The organism is Duganella sp. AC917 (genome assembly GCF_979258245.1).
Genome location: NZ_OZ409848.1, coordinates 6,469,621 through 6,490,829, shown reverse-complemented (window position 1 = coordinate 6,490,829; position 21,209 = coordinate 6,469,621). Strand labels below are relative to the sequence as shown.

The window sequence follows — 21,209 nt, the reverse complement described above, 5'->3', positions numbered from 1 at the left end:
CTGCCAGTCAACAAGGCGCGTTCGACGCGCCGCTTGACGGGCGTCAAACACGGCTCAGATGGTGCTCAAGCCGGCAGCAGCGGACGCCGTTTCGGCGGCGGCAATCGCGCGCCCCGGCCGTGCCCATGGCCCGGCTCCTCCAGCTTGAAGATGCTGACCGCCTCCGACAGGCTTTCGGCCTGCTGCGTCAACGCTTCGGCGGCGGCGGCGGCCTCCTCCACCAATGCGGCATTCTGCTGGGTCACGCTGTCCATCTGGCTGATGGCGATGCTGACCTGCTCGATGCCTTCGCGCTGCTCGCCGCTGGCGACCGAAATTTCGCCGATGATGACGGTGACCCGCTGCACGCTGCTGACCACCTCGCCCATCGTTTCTCCGGCCTGCCCGGCCAGCCGGCTGCCGGCCTCGACGCGACTGACTCGCGCCCTGGATGGTCTCGGTGCCGGCCCGCACCTTGCCGACGATGCCGCTCAGATTGGTCTGCATGGTTTTAAGCGCACCCAGCAGCTCGCCGATCTCATCCTTGCTATCGACCCGCACCTCGCTGCGCAAGTCGCCGCCGGCCACCGTTCGCGCCACGCCGACGGCCGCGTGCAAGGGCACGGTGATGCTCTTGATCAACCAGAACACCGTCACGCAGCCGACCACCAGGGTCACCGCCAGGGTAACGCCCGCTTGCGGCGCAAGGATGCCAAGACCGGCGGGCTGCAAATCCGGGTTTTCGCGCCGTTGCAACAGATCAGTTCAACGTCGAAGGAAACTCGATGGCGTAAATATTGGTAGGACGATCATTGGGCGGCAGCGGCCTGGTCTCGACTAACGTCAGCCCCAGCTTGTGCAGCAGTGCGATCGAGTTGACGTTGCCCGGGTCCGTCAAGCCCAGCACGCGTTGCATGCCAAGCGCGCGCGCGTGGGCCAGCACGGCGACCGCCGCTTCGTGGGTGTAACCCTGGCCGAAGAACTCGGGCCGGATGGCGTAGCCGATATCGGCGTCGGGCAACGTATCACGCCGGATCAAGCCGCACAGGCCGAGCGCCCTGCCGTCGCTCTTGCGTTCCATCACATACAGCGAATGGCCGCAACGCTGCTGCATCGCGCGCGGACCGTCGATGATGGCGGTACGCGCATCGTCGAGGCTGCGGATGCCCTTGTCGCCGATGAATTCCAGCCAGGTCGGATCGTTGACCAGTTCGTAATAAAACGCGGCGTCGTCGATTTCGATGGTGCGCAGGCGCAGGCGTTCGGTGTCCAGTATATGCATGAAGTCAGGCGTCGGGCCAATTGGAGGGGTCGTCCAGCAACTGGTACATGACGTAGACGTCGACGTAGCCCAGGTACTGGTGGTAATAAGCGCGCGGCAAGGTGCCGACGATGGAGAAGCCGAGTTTTTTCCACAGCAGCACGGCCGGGACGTTGCAGCTGACGACGAAGTTGAACTGCATCGCCAGGTAGCCCTGGGCGCGGGCGCGGTCCAGGCAGTCGGCGCCGAGCAGCTTGCCGACGCCGACGCCCTGCGCCGCCGGGCTGACCATGAACGAGGCGCTGGCCACGTGGGCGCCATGATCGCGCTGGTTGGGGATCAGACGGTACATGCCGACCAGCCGTTCGCCGTTGAGCAGCGCGACGTACGATTGCACGCCCGGCCCGAACCAGTACGCATGGCAATCGTCGCGGCTGGTGTTGGCGGAGAAGAAATAGGCGCCGCCGCTGGCGACTAGTTGCTGGGCGATATCCCACATGGCGCCGAAGTCGGCTTCCGTGGCGGCGCGTATGGCGATTTCTTTCAAGTCGGCTCCAGGCGAGGTGGTAAAACCATGCCCGATTGTCATGGATTTCCGCCGGCAAGTCCAGCCGCTAACGGTTCAGGCGGAAATTGACGCCGTCCGGGCGTCCCGGCAAATTGAGCCGCGCATGCGCGCGCGGCGATTCGGCGATCACCTCGCCGCGCCGCATGACCATGCGCCGCGCCGCCCGCAGCCGGATCGCCTCGACCGGGTCGCCCGCGTCCAGCAATACCAGGTCGGCATGGTTGCCCACCGCGATGCCGTAATGCTCCAGCCCGAGGATGCGTGCCGGCGTCGTCGTCACCGCTTCGTAGCAGGCCCGCATCGCGTCCTGCCCCGTCATCTGCGCTACATGCAGGCCCATGTGCGCGACCTCCAGCATGTCGCCCGAGCCCAGGCTGTACCATGGGTCCATCACGCAATCGTGGCCGAAGGCGACGTCGATGCCGGCCGCCAGCATTTCCGGCACGCGCGTCATGCCGCGCCGCTTCGGATAGCTGTCGTGGCGCCCCTGCAAGGTGATGTTGATCAGCGGATTGGCGATGGCCGCGACGCCGCCCTCGCGGATCAGCGGCAACAGTTTGCTGACGTAATAATTGTCCATCGAATGCATCGACGTCAGATGCGAGCCGGTCACCCGGCCGTGCAGGCCGAGCCGGTTGCTTTCATAGGCTAGCGTTTCGATGTGGCGCGAATGCGGATCGTCCGATTCGTCGCAGTGCATATCGACGCGCAAGCCTTTGTCGGCGGCGAATTCGCACAGAATGCGCACCGATTCGGCGCCGTCGGCCATGGTGCGCTCGAAGTGCGGAATGCCGCCGACGACGTCGACACCCATGGCGATGGCGCGCTTGAGATTGCCCAGCGCGGTCGGACTGCGCAGCACCCCGTCCTGCGGAAACGCCACCAGCTGCAAGTCCAGGTACGGCGCCACCAGCCGCTTGACCTCCAGCAACGCCTCGACCGCCAGCAGGCGGTCGTCGCACACATCGACGTGCGAGCGGATGGCCAGCAACCCGCGCGCCACGGCCCAGTCGCAATACTGCAACGCGCGCTCGATCAACGCCTGCTGCGTCAGGTCCGGCTTCAACTCGCCCCATAGCGCTATGCCCTCGAGCAAGGTGCCGGAGGCGTTGACGCGCGGCAGGCCGTAGCTGAGCGTGGCGTCCATGTGGAAATGCGCATCGACGAAAGGCGCGCTGACCAGGTCGCCGCTGGCGTCGATCTCGCGCGCGGCCGTTACGGGCAGCGCCGGGCCGAGGGCGGCGATGCGCCCGTGTTCGATGGCGATATCGACACGTTGGCGGCCGTCGGCCAGATTGGCATTGCGGATGACTACATCCATGTGGACGCTCCCGGCATTGATTTTCAGTAAGCCGATTGTAGTCACTTTCCCGCAAAACCACCACTTATTGCGCCGCAGCAATCAAGGCCGTTCGCGAACACATTTTGCGCTGGATCAAACTTCGGCGAAATAGTGTCTAGCCCGCATTTTTCCTAACAGCATTCTTTCTTAAATGGTACAAAAAATAACTTTCCAAGTCTGATGTTCGTCGCTAGAATGTTCTTATATTGCATCGCAACAGACGTTACATCTCGTCCAGGAGAAACCATGTCCTCGCTTACCGAACAGTTTTCCGCCGTCACGAAATCGCAATTGGAAGCACAGTTTAAGTTTTTCAACACCTTTGCCAGCACGGCCGTCGACAGCGCCGAAAAAGTTTTGGCGCTGAACATCAACGCCACCAAGGCCTCGGTCGAAAAATCGTCGGCCGCCGCCAGGAAGCTGCTGGAAGCCAAGGATCCCAAGGAGCTGTTCAGCCTGAACGCGGCGCAGCCGTCCAGCTTTGACAATCTGCTGGCCTACGGCCGTCAATTAGTCAACATCGCCACCGCCGCCCAGACCGAGCTGCTGCAAAGCGCGCAAAGCGGCATCCTGCAGGCGCAGGAGCTGGCCAAGGCGTCGCCGCTGGCCCCGCTGTCGGTGCCGACCAAGCCGGCTGCGGCAGCAGCCGTTGCCACCCCTGCACCCGTCGCCAAGCCCGCACCGCTGGCCTCGATCGCTCCGGTCGGCGAGGCGCCTGCCGCTGCAGCCACCCCCGCTCCGGCCGCCAAAGCCAGCGAACCGGCCGCGCCGCCGCAAACCCTGGCCGCCGCCGTATCGGCTGCCGTCGCCACGCCAGACAACGCACCGGTGATCGCGGAGGCATCGACCGCCTCGGCCAACGAACCGCTGGCAGCGCCCGCGCAGAAAGCGGCCAAGGTGCCGGCCAAACCGAAGCCGGCCGCCGCGCCGATCGAACCGCCAGCGCCGGTCGAGGTGAAGGCCGATGTCAAAGCCGAATTGAAGCCTTCCTCGGTCAAATCGTCGTTCCCGGTGCCGTCGCAAAAGCCGATCGCGCTGGCGCCGGAGAGCAAGCCGTCCAAGTTGAAGGAAGTGGCGCCGAAAGGCAAACCAGCGCCTGCCAAGCAATTGGACATGATCAGCGGCGGCAAAGGCAAGAAGTAAGTTCGCATTGAGCAAAAGCACTATGCGTGCGCGCATCGCGTACACGCTTCACACCAGCGGGCCCCGGCCCGCTTTTCTTTGCCTTGCTGTATCCTAGCGGACTACGCGCCGGCAATGTTCCGCCGGCCTCACGCTATTCCGAGGCAACATGTCTACACTTTCAGCGCTGATTGGCGGCTTTGTCCGCCAGCACAGCCGCGCCTATGCCGTCTCCGGCCTGATGCTGGCCGGCGTGGCGACGCTCACCGTCTGGGTGCCGCGCAAGGTCGGCTCCATGATCGACGGCCTGGCCACCCATACCTTGTCCGGCAACGCCCTGCTGATGGAAATCGGCGGCCTGCTGCTGATCGGCCTGGCCATCTATTTCCTGCGCGTGGCCTGGCGCCAGATCCTGTACGGCGCCGCCTACAAGCTGGGCGTATCGCTGCGCACCCGGCTGTACGCGCGCATGTCGCTGCAGGGCGCCGGCTTCTACCAGCGCCAGCGCACCGGCGACCTGATGGCGCTGGCCACCAACGATATCGACGCCATCGAGATGGCGGCCGGCGAGGCCATGCTGGCCGGTTTCGACGGCGCGCTGACCCTGGTGCTGGTGCTGGGCGTGATGCTGCTCGGCGTCGACTGGCGCCTGGCCTGCGTCGCCCTGCTGCCGTTTCCGTTAATGGGCTGGGCGTTCTGGTACATCTCCGGCCACATCCATACCGCCTCGACCGATTCGCTCAAGCGCTTCAGCGACCTGAACGACCACGTGCAGGAAACCCTGTCCGGCGTGCGCACCTTGCGCGCGCTCGGCCTGGAACAGCGCAGCGCCCAACAGTTTGGCGAACTGGCGCGGCATGCGTCCGACGCCAGCCTGCGCGCACAGGTGTGGGAAGCGGCGTACGAACCGGCCGTCGGCCTGACCCTGACGGCCGCCAGCGCGCTGACCATCGGCGTCGGCGGCTATCTGGTGTGGCAAAACCAGCTGACCATCGGCTCGCTGACCGCCTTCACCATGTACCTGGGCCAGTTGATCTGGCCGATGTTCGCGGCCGGCTGGGTGCTGTCGCTGATCGAACGCGGACGGGCCGCCTGGGCGCGCCTGCAACCGATGCTCGACGCGCCGCTGGCCATCGACGACCGCGGCAGCCTGACCAAGGTCGAACCCGGCCCGCTAGCGCTGAGCGGCGTCGGCTACGCCTACCCGGAGCAATCGACACCGGCCCTCGGCGGCATCACGCTCGAACTCAAGCCCGGCCAGACCCTGGGCTTGGTCGGTCCCACCGGCAGCGGCAAATCGACCTTGCTGCGCGTATTGATGCGCCAGCTCACGCCGCAATCGGGCAGCGTGCGCTGGAGCGGCCAGCCGCTCGACCAGTACCGGCTGCACGCGCTGCGCGCGGCCATCAGCTGGGTGCCGCAGGAGTCGTTCCTGTTCTCGTCGTCGATCGCCGACAACATCGCGCTGGCCCGGCCCGACGCCACCCGCGCGCAGGTCGAACACGCCGCCAACCTGGCCGCCATCCACGACGACATCCTCAAGTTCCCCAACGGCTACGAAACCGAGGTCGGTGAAAAAGGCATTACCTTGTCCGGCGGCCAGCGCCAGCGCGTGGCCATCGCCCGCGCGCTGCTGGCCGACAACGACCTGCTGCTGCTCGACGACGCGCTGTCGGCGGTCGACACCGGCACCGAAACGCGCATCCTCGAACACCTCGAGGAACTACGCCGGGCGCGCCCGGGACGCAGCGCCGTCATCGCCAGCCACCGCCTGAGCGCGGTCGTCAACGCCGACCTGATCGTCGTGCTGCGCGACGGCCGCATCAGCGAAACCGGCAGCCACGAACAACTGCTGGCGCAGGATGGCTGGTATGCCAGCCAGTGGCGCTATCAACAATTGGAAGCCAGTCTCGATGCCCTCTAATACCGAAGAAAAAACCGGCGGCCAGATGCGCCAGGCGTTCGCGCTGCTGCACCGCGCCGCGCGCCCCGACCAGCACCACCTGGGCTGGGCCGTCATGTGGCTGATGCTGGCCGCGCTGCTGGAGGTGCTCGGCCCCATCATGGGCAAGGCGCTGATCGACGAACATTTGCTGCCGCGCCACCTGGACTGGCCGCGCATGGCCGCGCTGCTGGCCGGACTGCTGCTGACCGGCTGGATCGCCAGCGGCCTGCGCTACCTGCAGCTGGTTCGCCTGTCCGGCCTGGCGATGCGTTCGGTGATGCGGCTGCGGCAAATGGTCTACAGCCACGTGCTGCTGCTGCCGATGTCGTTCTTCGACCGCGCCATCACCGGCCAGCTGGTCTCGCGCGTGACCAACGACACCGAGGCCGTCAAGAACCTGTACATCCAGGTGTTGTTCGTCATGCTCGACAGCACCATCGTCCTGCTCGGCACCATCGCCGCGATGGCCTGGCTGGACTGGCGGTTGATGTCGATGGTGCTGGCGCTGCTGCCGGCGGTGCTGGTGATCGTCTGGCTATACCAGCGCTGGAGCGCGCCGGCCGTCACCCGCGCCCGCGCGCTGCGCAGCGACATCAACGGCCAGATGGCCGAGTCGATCGGCGGCATGAGCGTGCTGCAGGCGAACAACGCCGAGGCCCGCTTTGGCGCCCGCTTCGCCGCCACCAACCACGACCACTACACGGCGCGACTGGCCGAACTGCGCGCCAACGCCTGGCTGCTGCGTCCCGCGCTGGACCTGTTCAACATCATCCTGCTGGCGGCGGTGATTTTCATGTTCGGCAACCGCGAGATGACGGCCACCGAAGTGGGCGTGCTGTACGCCTTCATCAGCTACCTGGCGCGCGTGATCGAGCCGCTGATCCAGATCACCATGCAGTTCAGCCAACTGCAGCAGGCGGTGGTGGCCAGCGCCCGCGTGGCGACCTTGCTGGACGAGCCGACCGCCAACGAGCATTCGGCCGCATCGCTCAGCAACGCAGGCAACGCCGCCGCCGACAGCCGCGACGACGGCACCACGCCGGCGGTGGCGATCAGCCACCTGAATTTCGCCTACAACGAAGGCCAGACGGTGCTGCACGACCTGTCGCTGGAGATCCCGCAAGGGTCGTTCTTCGGCATCGTCGGCCACACCGGCAGCGGCAAATCGACCTTGCTGTCGCTGCTGCTGCGCTTTTACCCGGCGCGCCACGGCAGCATCGCCATCCACGGCGTGCCGCTCGACGAGATCGACAACGAACGCTTCCGCGCCGAGGTCGGGCTGGTGCCGCAGGACCCGTTCCTGCTGGCCGCCTCGGCCCGCGAGAACATCGACATGGGACGCGGCCTGACCCAGGCGCAGATCGAAACGGCTGCGCGCGCGGCGCACGCGCACGACTTCATCGCGGCGCTCGACCGGGGCTACGACACGCCGCTGGGCGAAGGCGGCTCGCGCCTGTCGGTGGGCCAGAAGCAGCTGATCGCGATTGCCCGCGCGCTGGCCGGACAGCCGCGCATCCTGCTGCTGGACGAGGCGACCTCGCACATCGACTCGCAAACCGAGCAGATCGTGCAGGTGGCGATGGATGAGTTGCGCGGCAAGGTGACGGTGATCGCTATCGCCCACCGGCTGTCGACGATCCGCGACGCCGACCGCATCATCGTGCTCAATCACGGCCGCATCACCGAGACCGGGCCGCACGAGCAGCTGATGCAGATCGACGGCGGCCTGTATCAGCGGCTGTATTTATTGCAGCAGTTGGCCGCTTAAATTCCCATTCTTGCGGATTTCTCAACAGCGCAACACCCTTTAGCACGGGTGTGCGCTTTCGAGGAAAAATACGCGCGCCACGGACTTTCGTAGTTGCAACAAGAATATAATTACCCCCAACTACTCCGCAGTGGCGGAGAGCTTTCAGGGGGCGTGGCGTTGGCGGTGAAGAGAAACAGCAGGCAGTGGACCCATGCGTTGATGCGGCTACGTGCTGGCGCCCTGACGGCGGCTGTTTTGCTATGCCCTTCGGCAGCTCTTGCACAGATGGACGAGGCCACCCTCAACAGCCGACTGTTCGACATCCGCGAGCAAAGCCGCTTCGTCCCCGACAAGGCGCTGGCCGAACTGCTGGTCCTGCAGCCCGAGGTCGCCGACAAATCGCCCTACGCGCGCGCCGAACTGCTGGCCCAGATGAGCGCCTCGCGCATGCGCATGGGCGACAACGCCGCGGCAATGGCCAACGCCGATCAGGTCATCGCCTACGGCAAAAGCCTGAAGGACAACGTGATCATCGCCAAGGGCATGCTCAGCAAAACCTACGTGCTGTCCGCCAACGCCGACATCGAAGCTGCGCACGCGCTCGCGTTCGAGGCCGAAAAACTGGCCATGAGCACCGACAACGCCGCGCTGCGCACGCAAGCCACCATCACCGCCGGCCAGAGCTACGCCGAGCAGGGCAATTTCCCGCCGGCGCTGGTCAAGCTGCAGCAGGCGCTGGACCTGTCGCGCACCGTCAAGGACGATCCGGCGATGCCGGCCGCCGCGCTCAACGCGCTGACCACGCTCTACACCCAGATGAAGGAGTTCGACAAAGCCTCCGCCAGCCTGGTGGATCTGCTGGCCGAAACCGAAAAACTCAATTCGCCGGGCCGCATGGCGATGGCCAAGACCACCGAATATGGGCTGGCGATCGACTCCGGACAACCGAAGCGCGCGCTGGCGGCGCTGTTGCGCACGCTGGAGCTGGTGCGCAAGCTGGGCGCCGAACGGATGGTCGGCTCGACCCTGGTCAACCTGTCCGACAGCTATCTGAAGGAACGCGACTACCCGCGCGCCGCGCAATACGCGCTGGAAGCGTTGCGCGTGACGCAGCGCAGCAACGACGAATCGTCGACCGCCGTGGCGCGCATCAATCTGGCCCAGGCCTACCTGGCGATGGGCCGCATCACCGAAGGCAAGGCGCAGTACGAGGCCGGCATGGCCCGCTATGCGCGCGAAAACAACAAGCCCTACCTGCAGCAGGTGCTGCGCGAATACGGTGAAGTGCTGGAACGTTCGGGCGACCTGCCCGGCGCGTTGTCGGCCTATCATCGCGAGCGCGAGCTGTCGAACGAATTGTTTGAAAAGCAGCGCCAGAAAGCCGTGCTGGAGTTGCAGGAAAAATACGAGACCGAGAAGAAGCAGCGCCAGATCGAACTGCTCAGCCGGGACAACCAGCTCAAGAGCGTAGAGATCGACAACCGCCGCCTGCAGCAGCGCATCTGGTGGCTGCTGGCGCTGGTGTTCGGGCTGGCCTCGGTGATGATCGGCATGCTGTACCGTAAGGTGCGCAACGCCAACGCGCAGCTGGAGGAGAAAAACCTCGAACTGAAGGCGCAATCGACGCTCGATCCGTTGACGTCGCTGTACAACCGGCGCCACTTCCAGGAGTATATGCGCGGGCTCAAACCGCACGAGAAGCTGCCGCCGGAACTGGAAAAGCGCGCCGAGCACCGCAACGACATCGTCGGCGCGCTGTTCCTGCTCGACGTCGACCACTTCAAGAACATCAACGACACCTACGGCCACGCGGCCGGCGACGCGGTGCTCAAGATGATCGCCGAGAACCTGCGCATCGCCTTGCGCGAGACCGATATGATCGTGCGCTGGGGCGGCGAAGAATTCCTGGCCTTCCTGCCGGCCAGTCCGCGCCACGGCCTGGACGACATCGCGCATCGGATACTCACGGGTATCTCGTCGCAGACGATCCGCTACCAGGGACATGAGATTTCAGTGAAGGTGTCGGTGGGGTTCTCACCGTTCCCGCTGACTGCGGGCGACACGCCGCTGCCGTGGGAGCGTGCGGTCAACCTGGTGGACATGGCGCTGTACATGGCCAAATCGCACGGCCGCAACCGCGCCTATGGGGTGCGCGGCTTCGCCAACTTCGAGCGCACGTCGATGGAGGCCATCGAACAGGATCTGGAACGTGCCTGGCGCGACGGTTTCGTCGACCTGAGCGTGGTCTCGGGGGACGCGGCGGTGCCGGCGCTGGCGCCCGCCGACGCCTGACTCGTTACTGCTGGCCGGCCGCTTACTTCGGCGGCGTACCGGCTGCTTCGCGTTCCTTGGCCTTTTCCTGCATTTTCTCGCCGGCCTGCTCCAGCTTGCGGCCGGCCGCATCGGTGGCCTGGTTGAACTTTTGCCCGGCCGTGGTGGCCGCGCTGTCGATCTTCTGCCCGGCGGTATTGCCGGCCCGGTCCAGCTTTTCCCCGGCCGTCTCGGCGGCGCGGTCGATTTTTTGACCGGTGTCTTTGGCCGCTTCGCTCATTTGCTGACCGGCGTTGTCGCGCACCTGGCTCAGTTCACTGCCGGCCTTGGCCGCGACTTCGTCGACCTTGCGGCCCGCGCGCTCGGCCGGACCGGCCTCGCTCGGATCGTTCTTCTGGCAACCGCCCAGCAGTGCGGCCGTTGCCAGCAACAAGGCGCCGGCGCCGCGAATGGTCGTGCTTGCATTAATAGCCATCATCATCTCCCTCGAGAATTACATATTGTCATTAACATACAGCAGACGGCGACGATGCAGCGCACGGCACATCATGTCAGGGAGACAAGCAGGTCAGTCGATTTTCTTGGGCGGCGGCGGCGGGGTGAAAACGATGTTTTCCGACGCCGGGCCGGTATCGCCGGCGTCGGACGTCTCCAGCCAGGTCAACAATTTTTCCATGCGCCGGATCAGGATGCCCTTGCTGCTGATGTAGCCGACCTGCTCGAAGTTTTCCGGCTTGCTGACCATCTTGGACACGGTCGGCAGGTTGTCGGCCAGGCGTTCGAAGGCCTTGCGCGCCTTCTGCTCCCACTTGACCAGATTCGGCTCGTTGAAGCGATTGCTCTCGTAATAGATGGTTAACGTCCGGTCATGGTTGCCGAAACCGACAATGGCCGAACCCTTGCGCACCGTCTCCAGCACGTCTTCCTTGATGCTGGCCGTCGGCACGAACAACGCGGCGCGTCCGTTCGTATCCGGGCGCTCCAGCGGCAAATCCTGTCCCATTATTACCGTCATCATGCGTCCTGTTGTTATGCCAAGGAGTTGCTGCTAGGCTATATTCTGATTCTATATCGCTCCCCGGGTCATTACAAGAAGAATGCGCTGCGGCGTGGCGGCAGCGCGAATGGCCATATGAATGCACTTATAATGCTGCATTCCCCCACGGCAGACCATGTTTCCTTAATGACTACTTCCCGCTTCGGCGCCATTCCCGAGCACGCGGTCGACACCGCCCAGCGCAACGTGCGCGACACGCTGGCGCTGGCCATCGAACACGCGCCCGGGCGCGGCGCGCTGATCGTCTACGACACCCGCACCGACCTCAATCGGGCGCTGACCGAAGCCTACCGGCGCGTGGTGCCGGACGCGCGCTTCGTCGACTTCGACACCGTCTCGCCGGAGGACGTGCTGGCGGCTTTCGCCGGCATGGCGGCGGGCGACCTGGTGGTGCTGATCCAGTCGACCAGTTTCCGGCTCGAGGCCTTCCGTATCCGTATCGAGTTGTTCAAGCGCGGGTTGAAGGTGATCGAACACGTGCACCTGTCGCGTATGCCGGGTGAGCAGGGACTGCACTACATCGCTTCGCTGGCCTACGACCCGGCCTATTATCGCGGCGTCGGCCACGCGCTCAAGGCCCGCATCGACCGCGCGCAATCCGGCGTGGTCGACAGCGGCGACGGCGCGCGGCTGGTATTCGGCTCGCCGTTCGAATCGGCCAAGCTCAATATCGGCGACTACAGCGAAATGACCAACGTCGGCGGCCAATTCCCGCTGGGCGAGGTGTTCACCGAGGCGCGCGACCTGGAGGCGGTCAACGGGCGGGTACGCATCTTCGTCTTTGGCGACACCGCCTTCCTGGTCAACAAGCCGGTAACGCCGGTGACCCTGATCGTTGAAAAAGGCCGCGTGGTGGGGGCCGAAAACGCCACGCCGGAATTCGACAACATGCTCGCCATCATTCGCGCGCACGAGGGCGAAGTGTGGTTGCGCGAGCTCGGTTTCGGCATGAACCGGGCGTTTTCGCGCGATTGCATGGTGGACGACATCGGCACCTTCGAGCGCATGTGCGGCATCCACCTGTCGCTGGGCGCCAAGCACGGCGTGTACGCCAAGCCGCAGTTCAAGCGCAAGGAGGCGCGCTATCACGTCGATGTGTTCGCGGTGACCGAGGCGGTGTATCTGGACGATGAACAGGTGTACCGCGATGGCGCGTGGCACGTGCAGTGAAGTTATAACCGCGGCGCGGCATCACGGTCCCACGGCGGCACCGGCCGGCCATCCGGCTGATACTCCGCCACCAGATAGTCGATCAACGCCCGCACCTTGGGCGACGGCTGGCGGCTGGCCGGATACAGCGCGCTCAGATAATTGAGCGGCAGCTCCCAGTCGGCCAGCACCGGCACCAGGGTGCCCTCGCGCAGCGCGCGCCAGGCCAGGAAGGTGGTGTTGTAGACGATGCCCAGCCCCTGCTGCGCGGCCTGCTGCAGCACCAATCCATTATTCGCCGTGAACGCGGCCTGCACCCGCACCGTGCGCCGCTCCTCCCCTTTGCTGAAGTGCCACGCCGTGCCGTCGGTCAGGTGGCTGAAGTGCAGGCAGCGGTGGTCATGCAAATCCTCGGGCATTTGCGGCACGCCATGCCGCGCCAGATAAGCCGGCGAGGCGCACAGCACGCCCCGGCAAGGCGCCAGCGACCGCATGGCCAGCGCGTGCACGTCGGGGATGCCGCCCACCCGTATCGTCAGGTCGAAGCCATGCTCGATCGGATCGAGCAGCGCGTCGTCCAAGTACAACATCGGCGACAGCTGCGGATGCAGCAGATTGAAACGGGCCACCGCCCCGGCCAGCCATTCGCTGCCAAAGCTGGACGGCGCCTGTATCCGCAGCGGCCCGGCCAGCTCGGCGCCGCTGTGCGCGACCACGCGCGCCGCTTCCCTCGCCTGCTCCACCGTCGCCGTGCACGGCGCCAGATAGGCCTGGCCGGCGTCGGTCAGGCTCACCTCGCGCGTCGAACGGTGCAGCAGGCGCGCTTGCAGCCGGTCCTCCAGCTGCAGGATATGCTTGCTGACCATCGCCCGCGTCAACCCCAGGCGCCGGCCCGCCTCGCTGAAGCTGCGCAGCCGTGCCACCTCGACGAATATCTCCATTGCCCGTAACTGATCCATGCGTGATTGTCTCCATTTTCACGACAATGTGTCAACCTTTTGCGCATTGTTCGGCTATCTGTGTCGCCTTACAATGACTGATCGTTATGATCCTTTCGGAGCCGCACATGCTGACAGACGCACAAAAAGAACAATATCAACGCGATGGCTACATCGTGCTGCCGAATTTCAAAAGCGCCGCCGAGATCGCCGCGCTGCGCGCCCGCGCCGCGCAGATTGTCAACGAATTCGACCCGAAAGGCGCCGGCATCTTCAGCACCGTCGAGCAGGAAAAAACCACCGACGACTACTTCCTGCGCTCCGATAACACGATACGCTGCTTTTTCGAAGAGGAAGCGTTCGGCCCGGACGGCCAGCTGAAACAGGACAAGTCGCTGTCGATCAACAAGATCGGCCACGCGATGCACGATCTCGATCCGGTGTTCCGCACCTTCTCGGCCGACGCCCGCCTGGTCGCCGTCGCCCGCGACCTGGGCCTGAACGACGCCCAGGTGTGGCAATCGATGTACATCTTCAAGCAGCCCGGCATCGGCGGCGAGGTGCGCTGGCACCAGGACGCCACCTACTTCGACACCGACCCGGTGAGCGTGACCACGTTCTGGTTCGCGCTGGAAGACGCGACGCTGGAAAACGGCTGCATGTGGGCCGAACCGGGCGGCCATCGCGGCCCGATGCGCGAACGCTTCCTGCGCACCGGCGACGACGTGCGCATGGAAAAACTGAGCGACATGCCGTGGCCGGACGACAGCACCGCCGTGCCGCTCGAATGCAAGGCCGGCAGCCTGGTATGCTTCCACGGCCTGCTGCCGCACTACAGCGCGCCGAACCGCTCGGCGTTTTCGCGCCACGCCTACACGCTGCACGTCACCGACGCCGCCACCGAGTACTCGCCGCTGAACTGGATCCAGCGCGACGCCAGCTTCCCGGTGCGGGGTTTCCTTTGATCGTACAAATCTTCGCCGCCCACTGGGGCAACAACGCACTGGAACCGCAGGTGTTTATCGACCGCGTCAAGGCGGCCGGCTTCGACGGCATCGAAATGTCGCTGCCGCTGGACGACGCCGCGCGCGGCGACTGGACCGGCCGCATCGCCGCCGCCGGGTTGGGATTGATCGCGTCGCAATGGGAGACCGCGCTGGCGCCGGCTTTCGACGCGCACCGCGCGGCGCTGGAGACCTTGCTGAACAACGCCTGCGCCGCCAGGCCGCTGCATGTGAACTCACAGACAGGGAAAGACTACTTCACGGCGGAGCAAAACGGCGAGCTGCTGGAGCTGGCGGACGGCATCTCGCGCCGCCACGGCGTGCCGATTTATCATGAGATCCACCGCAGCCGTTTCAGCGCGCATCCGATGCTGTTGCTGCCGTATCTGGAGCGGATGCCGGAGCTGCGCTTGACGGCCGATCTGTCGCACTGGTGCTGCGCCTGCGAATCGCTGCTGGACGACCAGCCGCAAACGCTGGCGGCGACGTTGCCGCACGTGCGTCATATCCACGCGCGCGTCGGCCATCCGCAAGGGCCGCAGGTGGCGGACTTCCGCGCGCCGGAATCGCGGGCGGCGCTGGAGGCGCATCTGTCGTGGTGGGACGAGGTGGTGCGCCTTCGGCGCGCGGCCGGCGCCGAACGCGTAACCATGACGCCGGAATTCGGACCGGTGCCGTACACGCAAACGCTGCCCTACACGCAGCAGGAAGTATCGAACGCGTGGGAGCTGAACGTGGCGATGCTGGCGCTGCTGCGCGAGCGGTATTAGCGATCGCGGAAATACCCGAATGTCATTGTGGCGGATCGACCGGCAAGTCCAATGTCACGCACGTGCCTTTTCCAGCCTCGGCGTCGACCCGTATCGCCCCCCGCAACACGCCGGTCACGATGTTATAGACGATATTCATCCCCAGCCCCGAGCCACCCTGTCCCAGCTTGGTGGTGAAGAACGGATCGAAGATCTTGTGCAGCGTGCCGGACGTCATGCCGACGCCATCGTCACGGAATTCCAGCGTCACCGAACCTTCCGCGCTGCGCCGCGCCCGGATCGTGATGGTGCCGCACTCCCTGCCGTCGAAACCGTGCAATAGCGCGTTGCCGATCAAATTGCTCAGTATCTGGCTCAAACTGCCGGGATACGAATCGAACTCCAGATCCTGCGGCACATCGACGCTGACTTCGCACACGCGCCGCCGCAGCTGCGTCGCGTACGTCGCCAGCGTGTCGCGCACCACGTCGTCCAGGCGGAACTTGCGGCGCTGGCCGCTGGCCTGGTCCACCGCCACCTGCTTGAACGACGTAATCAAGTCGGCGGCGCGCGTGAGCGAGGTGTTCATGATGTCGCAAGCCTTGCGCGCCTCCGCCAGATGCGCCTCCAGCGCCGAGCGTTTCAGGCCGCCGTCGGACGCCAGGCGCCGCTCGAATTCGCGCACCATGTCGCTCAGCGCACTGGCCGTCAACAGGCTGTTGCCGATCGGCGTATTCAGTTCGTGGGCGACGCCGGCCACCAGCGCGCCCAGCGCCGCCATTTTTTCCGACGTCACCAGATTGGTCTGCGCCTGCTTGAGCGTCTGCACCACCGACGCCAGGTCGCTACGCGCCTGTTCGACGTTGCTCTTTTGCCGCTCCAGCTCCGCCAGGCTGTGTTCCAGCCCGTGCTTGGTGTCCGTCAGCCGCCGCGCGGACACCAGCAACGCCGCGATCAAGGCGCTGATGATCAAGCCCGCCACGCCGATCAGCAGCACCGGCATCGACGAACTGCCGTAGCGCGAGCCGTCGTGGCCGTGGAAGCGCAGCAGCCAGCGACGATGGCCGACCGGCAGCACCTTGAGCGACATCAGATCCAGCGGCAGCAATCTGGCCGGCTCGATGGCGTCGACCTTGCCGTGGCTGTCGTACAGCAGCCTGTCGGCGGCGGCCGGCGGCGCGGCGCCGCCGCCGTAGCCGCTGTCCTCGATGCGCACATGCAGGTGCTCGAGCAAGGGGGCGTCGATCACTTCGCGCATCAAGGTGTTGACGCGGAAGACGATGGCGACGAATCCCACCAGCGCCTGGTCACGCTGCTCGGCCGTTGCGGTCGGCATGCCGTTGCGGAAGACCGGCGCGCGCGCCACGAAACCCGGTTCGCCGCTGGCGTCCTGCACCAGCGTGATACGCTCGGTGGCGACGATGTCGCCGCTGTCGCGCGCCATCTCCAGCGACTTCACATGCGGCGGCAGCGCCGCCAGATCGAGGCCGAAGGCGTTCTCGTTGCCCTTCAGCGGTTCGGTGTATTCGACGATGTAGTGGACCGGACGGCGGCTGGCGGGATGGATGCGGAACTCCGGATAGCCGCCGCGATCGACGCTGGTGTCGCGCCGCACCGCCTCGGTGAACGCGGCCAGCCGCTCCTCCGGCACCACCCGCACGAACTGGATCGCCTGGAAGCCGGGATAGCGCCGGTCCAGCTTGAGCTCCCGGATGAAACGGTTGAAACTGGCGCGGTCGACGCGGTCGTCCAGCGCATACATGCCCTTGATACTGAGCAGCATGTCGAAGTAGGTCTGCAGCCGCACCTCGGTGTCGCGCGTGACCTTGTCGGCGTCGCGCTGGAAGTTCGCGCGCACCTGCTCGCGCTGCTCGGTGGCCACCACAAAGCAAATGCCGATCGTCACGCAGATGCCGAGTGCGAAAGCCGGTAAGCCGCGCGAGCGCATCTCGAGCCTTTGTCAGGTGGCGAACAACGGCAGCAAGTCGGCGCCATCGTCGTCCTGGCTGTCGCTATAGCGCTGGGCGATGGCCATGAATTCCTCCTCGGCCGTGAGCATCGCGTCCACCACGTCGGGATCGAAATGCTCGCCGCTGGCCTGGCGTATCATTTCCATCGCCGTTTCGTGGGTAAAGGCGGGCTTGTAGACCCGCTTGGAAATGAGCGCGTCGTAGACGTCGGCCACCGCCATCAGCCGCGCCGACATCGGGATCGCCTCGCCGGCCAGGCCTTCCGGATAGCCGGAGCCGTCGTATTTCTCCTGGTGCGAATAGGTGATCTCGCGCGCGTAGCGCAGGAAGGTGTTGGTGTAGCCAAGATGGTTTTCGACGTTGGCGATGGCGTCGCGCCCGTACACCGTGTGCATTTTCATGACGGCGAATTCGGCCTCGGTCAGGCGGTCCGGCTTGAGCAGGATGGCGTCCGGGATCGACACCTTGCCGATGTCGTGCAGCGGCGCGGCCTTGTACAGCGACTTGATATTGGCGTCGCTGAGCTCTTCGGAAAAGCGCTGGTGCCCCTGCAACTGGCGCGCCAGGGCGACCACGTAGTGCTGCACGCGGCGCAGGTGGTTGGGGGTCTCGTACTCGCGCGTTTCGGCCAATGAGGCCAACGCCCAGATCATCGCGTCGAGCATCTGGCTCAGTTCCAGCGTGACTTCCTCGACCACGTGTTCGAGCAGGTTGCGCTGCTGCTTGAGCAGCTCTTGCGCGTGCCGCAGCCGCAGATGGGTGTCGACCCGCGCGCGCAGCACGTCGCCCACCACCGGCTTGACCACGACGTCGGCGCCGCCTTCCATCAGGGCGCGCTCCTGGTCGTCGTCGGCCGCCGGTTGCAAAAAAATCACCGGGATGTCGGCGGTGTCGGGATTCGACTTGAGCTGCTGGCAAACGGCGTAGCCATCGAGGTCGGGCAGCGCCGTGTCCAGCACAACCAGATCCGGACGCGGCACCTGTTGCATCACCGATAACGCCGCCCGGCCGCTGTTGGCCAGCCGGATTTCGTACTGTTTCTGCAACAGCCGATGCATCTCGATCAGATTGTCCGAAGCCTCGTCAACGATCAATACGATGGCTTTTTTGACATTCATGTGCCGCTACTCCCCCGGATTAGTCCTATACAACCGCTGTCGCCTGCTGGTCCGCGCAGCATCTCGACTCAATCATAACTGAGTGGCGCCGGATCACCAGCCAAATCTTGCCCCAGAATATTTTTACACGTCATCGCTTGCAATTGTATAGCGCACTACCCATAATGGATACATGAACACGAAAAAATCCCCCGACGACACCACGGCAGCCGCCGGACCGCAGCTGGACGGGCAGCTGTGCTTTGCGCTCTATTCGACATCGCTGGCGATGAGTAAAATCTATCGCAAGCTGTTGCGCGGCCTGGGCCTGACCTACTCGCAGTACCTCGTCATGATGGTGCTGTGGGAGAAAAACGAGCTGACCGTCTCGGAAGTGGGCGAACGCCTGTTCCTCGATTCGGCCACCCTGACGCCGCTGCTCAAGCGCATGGAGCAGGCCGAATTGCTGACCCGCACCCGCGCCGCCAGCGACGAGCGCCAGGTCATCATCACGCTCACGCCGCACGGCGACGCGCTGCGCCACGAGGCGGCCAAGCTACCGCCGTCGATCCTGCAGGCGACCAAGTGCACCCTCGACGAGGTGGTGGGCATGAAGCAGCAGCTCGACGCGCTGCGCGCCAGCCTGATGGCCTCGGCCAACTGAGCGCGATGACGACCTCCGCCCCGACGATTTCCGCCCCTGTTTTCACGCCGCCCGGCGACACCGTGGAGGCGCTGCGCGGCGCCGGCTACGCCTTGCTGGCGCCGGACGACGTGGCCGCGCTGGCCGGCGTGCCGCTGGCCGAGCTCAATGCGCTGATTCCCAGCTGGGACACGCTGGAGCTGGACAACTACCTGAAGGACGGCGGGCGCTATCGGCGCCGCCGCCATTCGTGCTTCGTGCAGGACGGCGCGGCGCTGACGCAGACGGCGCACCGCGCCCACTGGCAGCCGCTCGAGTACAACGCCCTGCACGGCGGCATGAACCGCCTGTTCGCGCCGATGCTGCCGGAGACGGTGGCGCAGCCGGCCTGGGAGGCGCTGGTGGGCGCCATCGGGCGCGTATGCGCGGCCGTGCGCGGCGAAGCCCACGCCGGCAAGCCATGGTACGTCGAGGCGCACCAGTTCCGCATCGACACCACCGACGGCATCGGCCGTCCGACGCCCGAGGGCGCACACCGCGACGGCGTCGATTTCGTCGCCGTGATCCTGATCGCGCGCGCCGATATCAAGGGCGGGGAGACTCGCATCTTCGAAGCCGATGGGCCGAACGGCAAGCGCTTCACGATGACCGCGCCGTGGACCATGCTGCTGCTCGACGACGCCACCGTGATCCACGAATCGACGCCGATCCAGCCGCTGTCCGGGCACGGCCACCGCGACACGCTGGTGCTGACCTGGCGCGCCGGTGGCTTCCAGGGACAGGAAAATCCCCTGCTTCAGAGCTAAATCCGATATAGTCACATCAGCTAAATAGAGCAACAGGAGGGCCGTCTGTGGACGCCAGCTACGAGATACATCCCGACGAAATCGAAATTCTGATCGTCGAAGACAGCCCTACCCAGGCCGAAAGACTGCGCCGCCTGATCCAGTCGATGCGCTACAAGGCGCGCGTGGCCGGCAATGGCCGGCTGGCGCTGGAGGCGATCCGCGAACGCAAACCGCACCTGGTGCTGTCCGACATCGTGATGCCGGAAATGGACGGCTACGCGCTGTGCCGCGCCATCAAGACCGATCCGGACCTGCGCGACATCCCGGTGATCCTGGTGACATCGCTGATGGACCCGAAGGACATCATCCGCGGCATCGAGTGCGGCTCGGATAACTTCATCCGCAAACCGTACGCGGAAGACTATCTGCTCAACCGCATCGGCCACATGCTGATGAACCAGAAGCTGCGCAAGAACCAGAACATGGAAGTCGGCATCGCCCTCTACCTGGGCGATCAAAAGCACTTCATCAACGCCGAACGCCAGCAAATCCTCGATCTGCTGATCTCCACCTACGAGCAGGCGGTGCAGGTCAACAGCGAATTGCAGGCCCGCGAACGCCAGGTCATCGAGCTCAATATGCGCCTGGCCCACCACGCCGGCGAGCTGGAAACCATCAACCGCGAGATCGCGCTGAAAAACCTGGAGCTGGCCGAGGCCAGCCGCATGAAGTCGGCCTTCATCGCCAATATGTCGCACGAGCTGCGCACGCCGCTCAACGCGATCATCGGCTTCACCGGCGCGCTGCTGATGAAGCTCCCCGGCCCGCTGACGGCGGAACAGGACAAGCAGCTCAACACCATCCGCACCAGCGCGCGCCATCTGCTCTCGCTGATCAACGACATCCTCGACGTGGCCAAGATCGAAGCCGGCAAGGTGACCCTGGAACTGGAGACCGTGCAGTGCCAGGAGCTGGTCACCGACGTCGTCGACACGCTGCGCCCGCTGGCGGTGCAAAAAGGACTGGCGCTGGAAATCGACCTGGCGCCGGGGGCGGTGGTGCTGGAGACCGACCGCCGCGCGCTGACGCAGATCCTGCTCAACCTTGGCAACAACGCCATCAAGTTCACCGAAACGGGCACCGTCCGCGTGACCCTGGCGCTGCGCCCGGGCGAAGGCCAGAACGTCATCGAATTCTCGGTGGCCGACAGCGGCGCCGGCATCCGCGAGGAAGACCAGAGCAAGTTGTTCCAGGCGTTCTCGCAGCTCGACTCGACCTCGACCCGGCACGCGGAAGGCGCCGGCCTGGGGCTGTACCTGTGTCAGAACCTGGCCAACCTGATCGGCGGCTCGCTGTTCTTCAAGAGCGACTTCGGCCACGGCAGCACTTTTACGCTGGCACTGCCGCGCCGGGCATAGCGCTGTTACGCCTGAGTTGTGTGATGTGGCAACAAAAACACAGTATTTCTACTGTATTGCACCGCAACATAAATCGGGATATATTGGAACTGTCTCCTCCAACCGTTCTCTGAACATTGGAATTCAGCCCGCAACCTCACGGTCGCGGGCTTTTTTTT

The 21,209-nt window shown here is 65.1% G+C and carries 19 protein-coding genes; 10 read left to right on the top strand and 9 right to left on the bottom strand.

Annotated features, from left to right (window positions below; translation table 11 throughout):
- Positions 1-65: 65 nt before the first annotated feature.
- The 4 genes from ACZ0BA_RS28365 to ACZ0BA_RS28350 all read right to left on the bottom strand — a co-directional run bounded on the left by ACZ0BA_RS28365 (position 66) and on the right by ACZ0BA_RS28350 (position 3,129).
- A complete protein-coding gene (locus ACZ0BA_RS28365) occupies positions 66-368 on the bottom strand; it encodes a hypothetical protein (protein WP_463454467.1) in 303 nt (100 codons plus the stop codon).
- Positions 369-739: 371 nt separating this feature from the next.
- Positions 740-1,261, bottom strand: a complete 522-nt coding sequence (locus ACZ0BA_RS28360) for a GNAT family N-acetyltransferase (protein WP_463454466.1) — start codon at positions 1,259-1,261, stop codon at positions 740-742.
- Between the two features lie 4 nt (positions 1,262-1,265).
- Positions 1,266-1,787: a GNAT family N-acetyltransferase gene (locus ACZ0BA_RS28355; protein ID WP_463454465.1), complete on the bottom strand. Its 522-nt coding sequence runs from the start codon at positions 1,785-1,787 to the stop codon at positions 1,266-1,268.
- 67 nt (positions 1,788-1,854) lie between these two features.
- Positions 1,855-3,129, bottom strand: coding sequence for an amidohydrolase family protein (locus tag ACZ0BA_RS28350; protein WP_463454464.1), 1,275 nt, complete (start codon positions 3,127-3,129; stop codon positions 1,855-1,857).
- A gap of 267 nt (positions 3,130-3,396) precedes the next feature.
- Between ACZ0BA_RS28350 and ACZ0BA_RS28345 the strand changes: the two genes are divergently transcribed.
- The 4 genes from ACZ0BA_RS28345 to ACZ0BA_RS28330 all read left to right on the top strand — a co-directional run bounded on the left by ACZ0BA_RS28345 (position 3,397) and on the right by ACZ0BA_RS28330 (position 10,259).
- Positions 3,397-4,293, top strand: coding sequence for a phasin family protein (locus ACZ0BA_RS28345; protein ID WP_463454463.1), 897 nt, complete (start codon positions 3,397-3,399; stop codon positions 4,291-4,293).
- 148 nt (positions 4,294-4,441) lie between these two features.
- Positions 4,442-6,196, top strand: coding sequence for an ABC transporter transmembrane domain-containing protein (locus tag ACZ0BA_RS28340; RefSeq protein ID WP_463454462.1), 1,755 nt, complete (start codon positions 4,442-4,444; stop codon positions 6,194-6,196).
- A complete protein-coding gene (locus tag ACZ0BA_RS28335) occupies positions 6,186-7,985 on the top strand; it encodes an ABC transporter ATP-binding protein (protein ID WP_463454461.1) in 1,800 nt (599 codons plus the stop codon). The genes ACZ0BA_RS28340 and ACZ0BA_RS28335 overlap by 11 nt, the downstream gene beginning before the upstream one ends.
- Positions 7,986-8,252: 267 nt before the next feature.
- A complete protein-coding gene (locus tag ACZ0BA_RS28330; protein ID WP_463454460.1) occupies positions 8,253-10,259 on the top strand; it encodes a tetratricopeptide repeat-containing diguanylate cyclase in 2,007 nt (668 codons plus the stop codon).
- Positions 10,260-10,281: 22 nt separating this feature from the next.
- Here ACZ0BA_RS28330 and ACZ0BA_RS28325 read toward each other — a convergent pair whose 3' ends face one another.
- Both ACZ0BA_RS28325 and ACZ0BA_RS28320 read right to left on the bottom strand, forming a co-directional pair.
- Positions 10,282-10,713 carry an apolipophorin gene (locus tag ACZ0BA_RS28325; RefSeq protein WP_463454459.1) on the bottom strand — a complete coding sequence of 144 codons (432 nt, stop codon included), beginning with the start codon at positions 10,711-10,713 and terminating at the stop codon, positions 10,282-10,284.
- A 93-nt stretch (positions 10,714-10,806) separates the two neighbouring features.
- Positions 10,807-11,253, bottom strand: coding sequence for a hypothetical protein (locus ACZ0BA_RS28320; RefSeq protein ID WP_463454847.1), 447 nt, complete (start codon positions 11,251-11,253; stop codon positions 10,807-10,809).
- Positions 11,254-11,421: 168 nt separating this feature from the next.
- On the opposite strand from ACZ0BA_RS28320, the gene ACZ0BA_RS28315 reads away from it, so the two are divergent.
- Entirely contained in the window at positions 11,422-12,465 is a 1,044-nt protein-coding gene (locus ACZ0BA_RS28315) for a M29 family metallopeptidase (RefSeq protein ID WP_463454458.1), read from the top strand.
- Positions 12,466-12,467: 2 nt separating this feature from the next.
- On the opposite strand, the gene ACZ0BA_RS28310 is transcribed toward ACZ0BA_RS28315, so the two are convergent.
- The gene (locus ACZ0BA_RS28310; protein WP_463454457.1) at positions 12,468-13,403 is read right to left on the bottom strand and encodes a LysR family transcriptional regulator; all 936 of its coding nucleotides are present in this window, start codon (positions 13,401-13,403) and stop codon (positions 12,468-12,470) included.
- A 107-nt stretch (positions 13,404-13,510) separates the two neighbouring features.
- Between ACZ0BA_RS28310 and ACZ0BA_RS28305 the strand changes: the two genes are divergently transcribed.
- Entirely contained in the window at positions 13,511-14,347 is an 837-nt protein-coding gene (locus ACZ0BA_RS28305; RefSeq protein WP_463454456.1) for a phytanoyl-CoA dioxygenase family protein, read from the top strand.
- Positions 14,344-15,156 carry a sugar phosphate isomerase/epimerase family protein gene (locus ACZ0BA_RS28300; RefSeq protein ID WP_463454455.1) on the top strand — a complete coding sequence of 271 codons (813 nt, stop codon included), beginning with the start codon at positions 14,344-14,346 and terminating at the stop codon, positions 15,154-15,156. Before ACZ0BA_RS28305 ends, ACZ0BA_RS28300 begins: the two co-directional genes overlap by 4 nt.
- Before the next feature lie 22 nt (positions 15,157-15,178).
- Here the strand turns inward: ACZ0BA_RS28300 and ACZ0BA_RS28295 are convergent, their stop codons facing one another.
- Together ACZ0BA_RS28295 and ACZ0BA_RS28290 are read right to left on the bottom strand one after the other, a co-directional pair.
- Positions 15,179-17,041 carry a CHASE domain-containing protein gene (locus ACZ0BA_RS28295; protein ID WP_463454454.1) on the bottom strand — a complete coding sequence of 621 codons (1,863 nt, stop codon included), beginning with the start codon at positions 17,039-17,041 and terminating at the stop codon, positions 15,179-15,181.
- Positions 17,042-17,095: 54 nt separating this feature from the next.
- Entirely contained in the window at positions 17,096-18,223 is a 1,128-nt protein-coding gene (locus tag ACZ0BA_RS28290; RefSeq protein ID WP_463454453.1) for an HD-GYP domain-containing protein, read from the bottom strand.
- 172 nt (positions 18,224-18,395) lie between these two features.
- On the opposite strand from ACZ0BA_RS28290, the gene ACZ0BA_RS28285 reads away from it, so the two are divergent.
- Genes ACZ0BA_RS28285 through ACZ0BA_RS28275 form a run of 3 tightly spaced genes read left to right on the top strand, consistent with a single transcriptional unit; the run spans position 18,396 to position 21,051 of the window.
- The gene (locus tag ACZ0BA_RS28285) at positions 18,396-18,866 is read left to right on the top strand and encodes a MarR family winged helix-turn-helix transcriptional regulator (protein ID WP_463454452.1); all 471 of its coding nucleotides are present in this window, start codon (positions 18,396-18,398) and stop codon (positions 18,864-18,866) included.
- Positions 18,867-18,871: 5 nt separating this feature from the next.
- A complete protein-coding gene (locus ACZ0BA_RS28280) occupies positions 18,872-19,651 on the top strand; it encodes a 2OG-Fe dioxygenase family protein (RefSeq protein ID WP_463454451.1) in 780 nt (259 codons plus the stop codon).
- Positions 19,652-19,698: 47 nt separating this feature from the next.
- Entirely contained in the window at positions 19,699-21,051 is a 1,353-nt protein-coding gene (locus tag ACZ0BA_RS28275; RefSeq protein WP_463454450.1) for a hybrid sensor histidine kinase/response regulator, read from the top strand.
- The last annotated feature ends 158 nt before the right edge of the window (positions 21,052-21,209 follow it).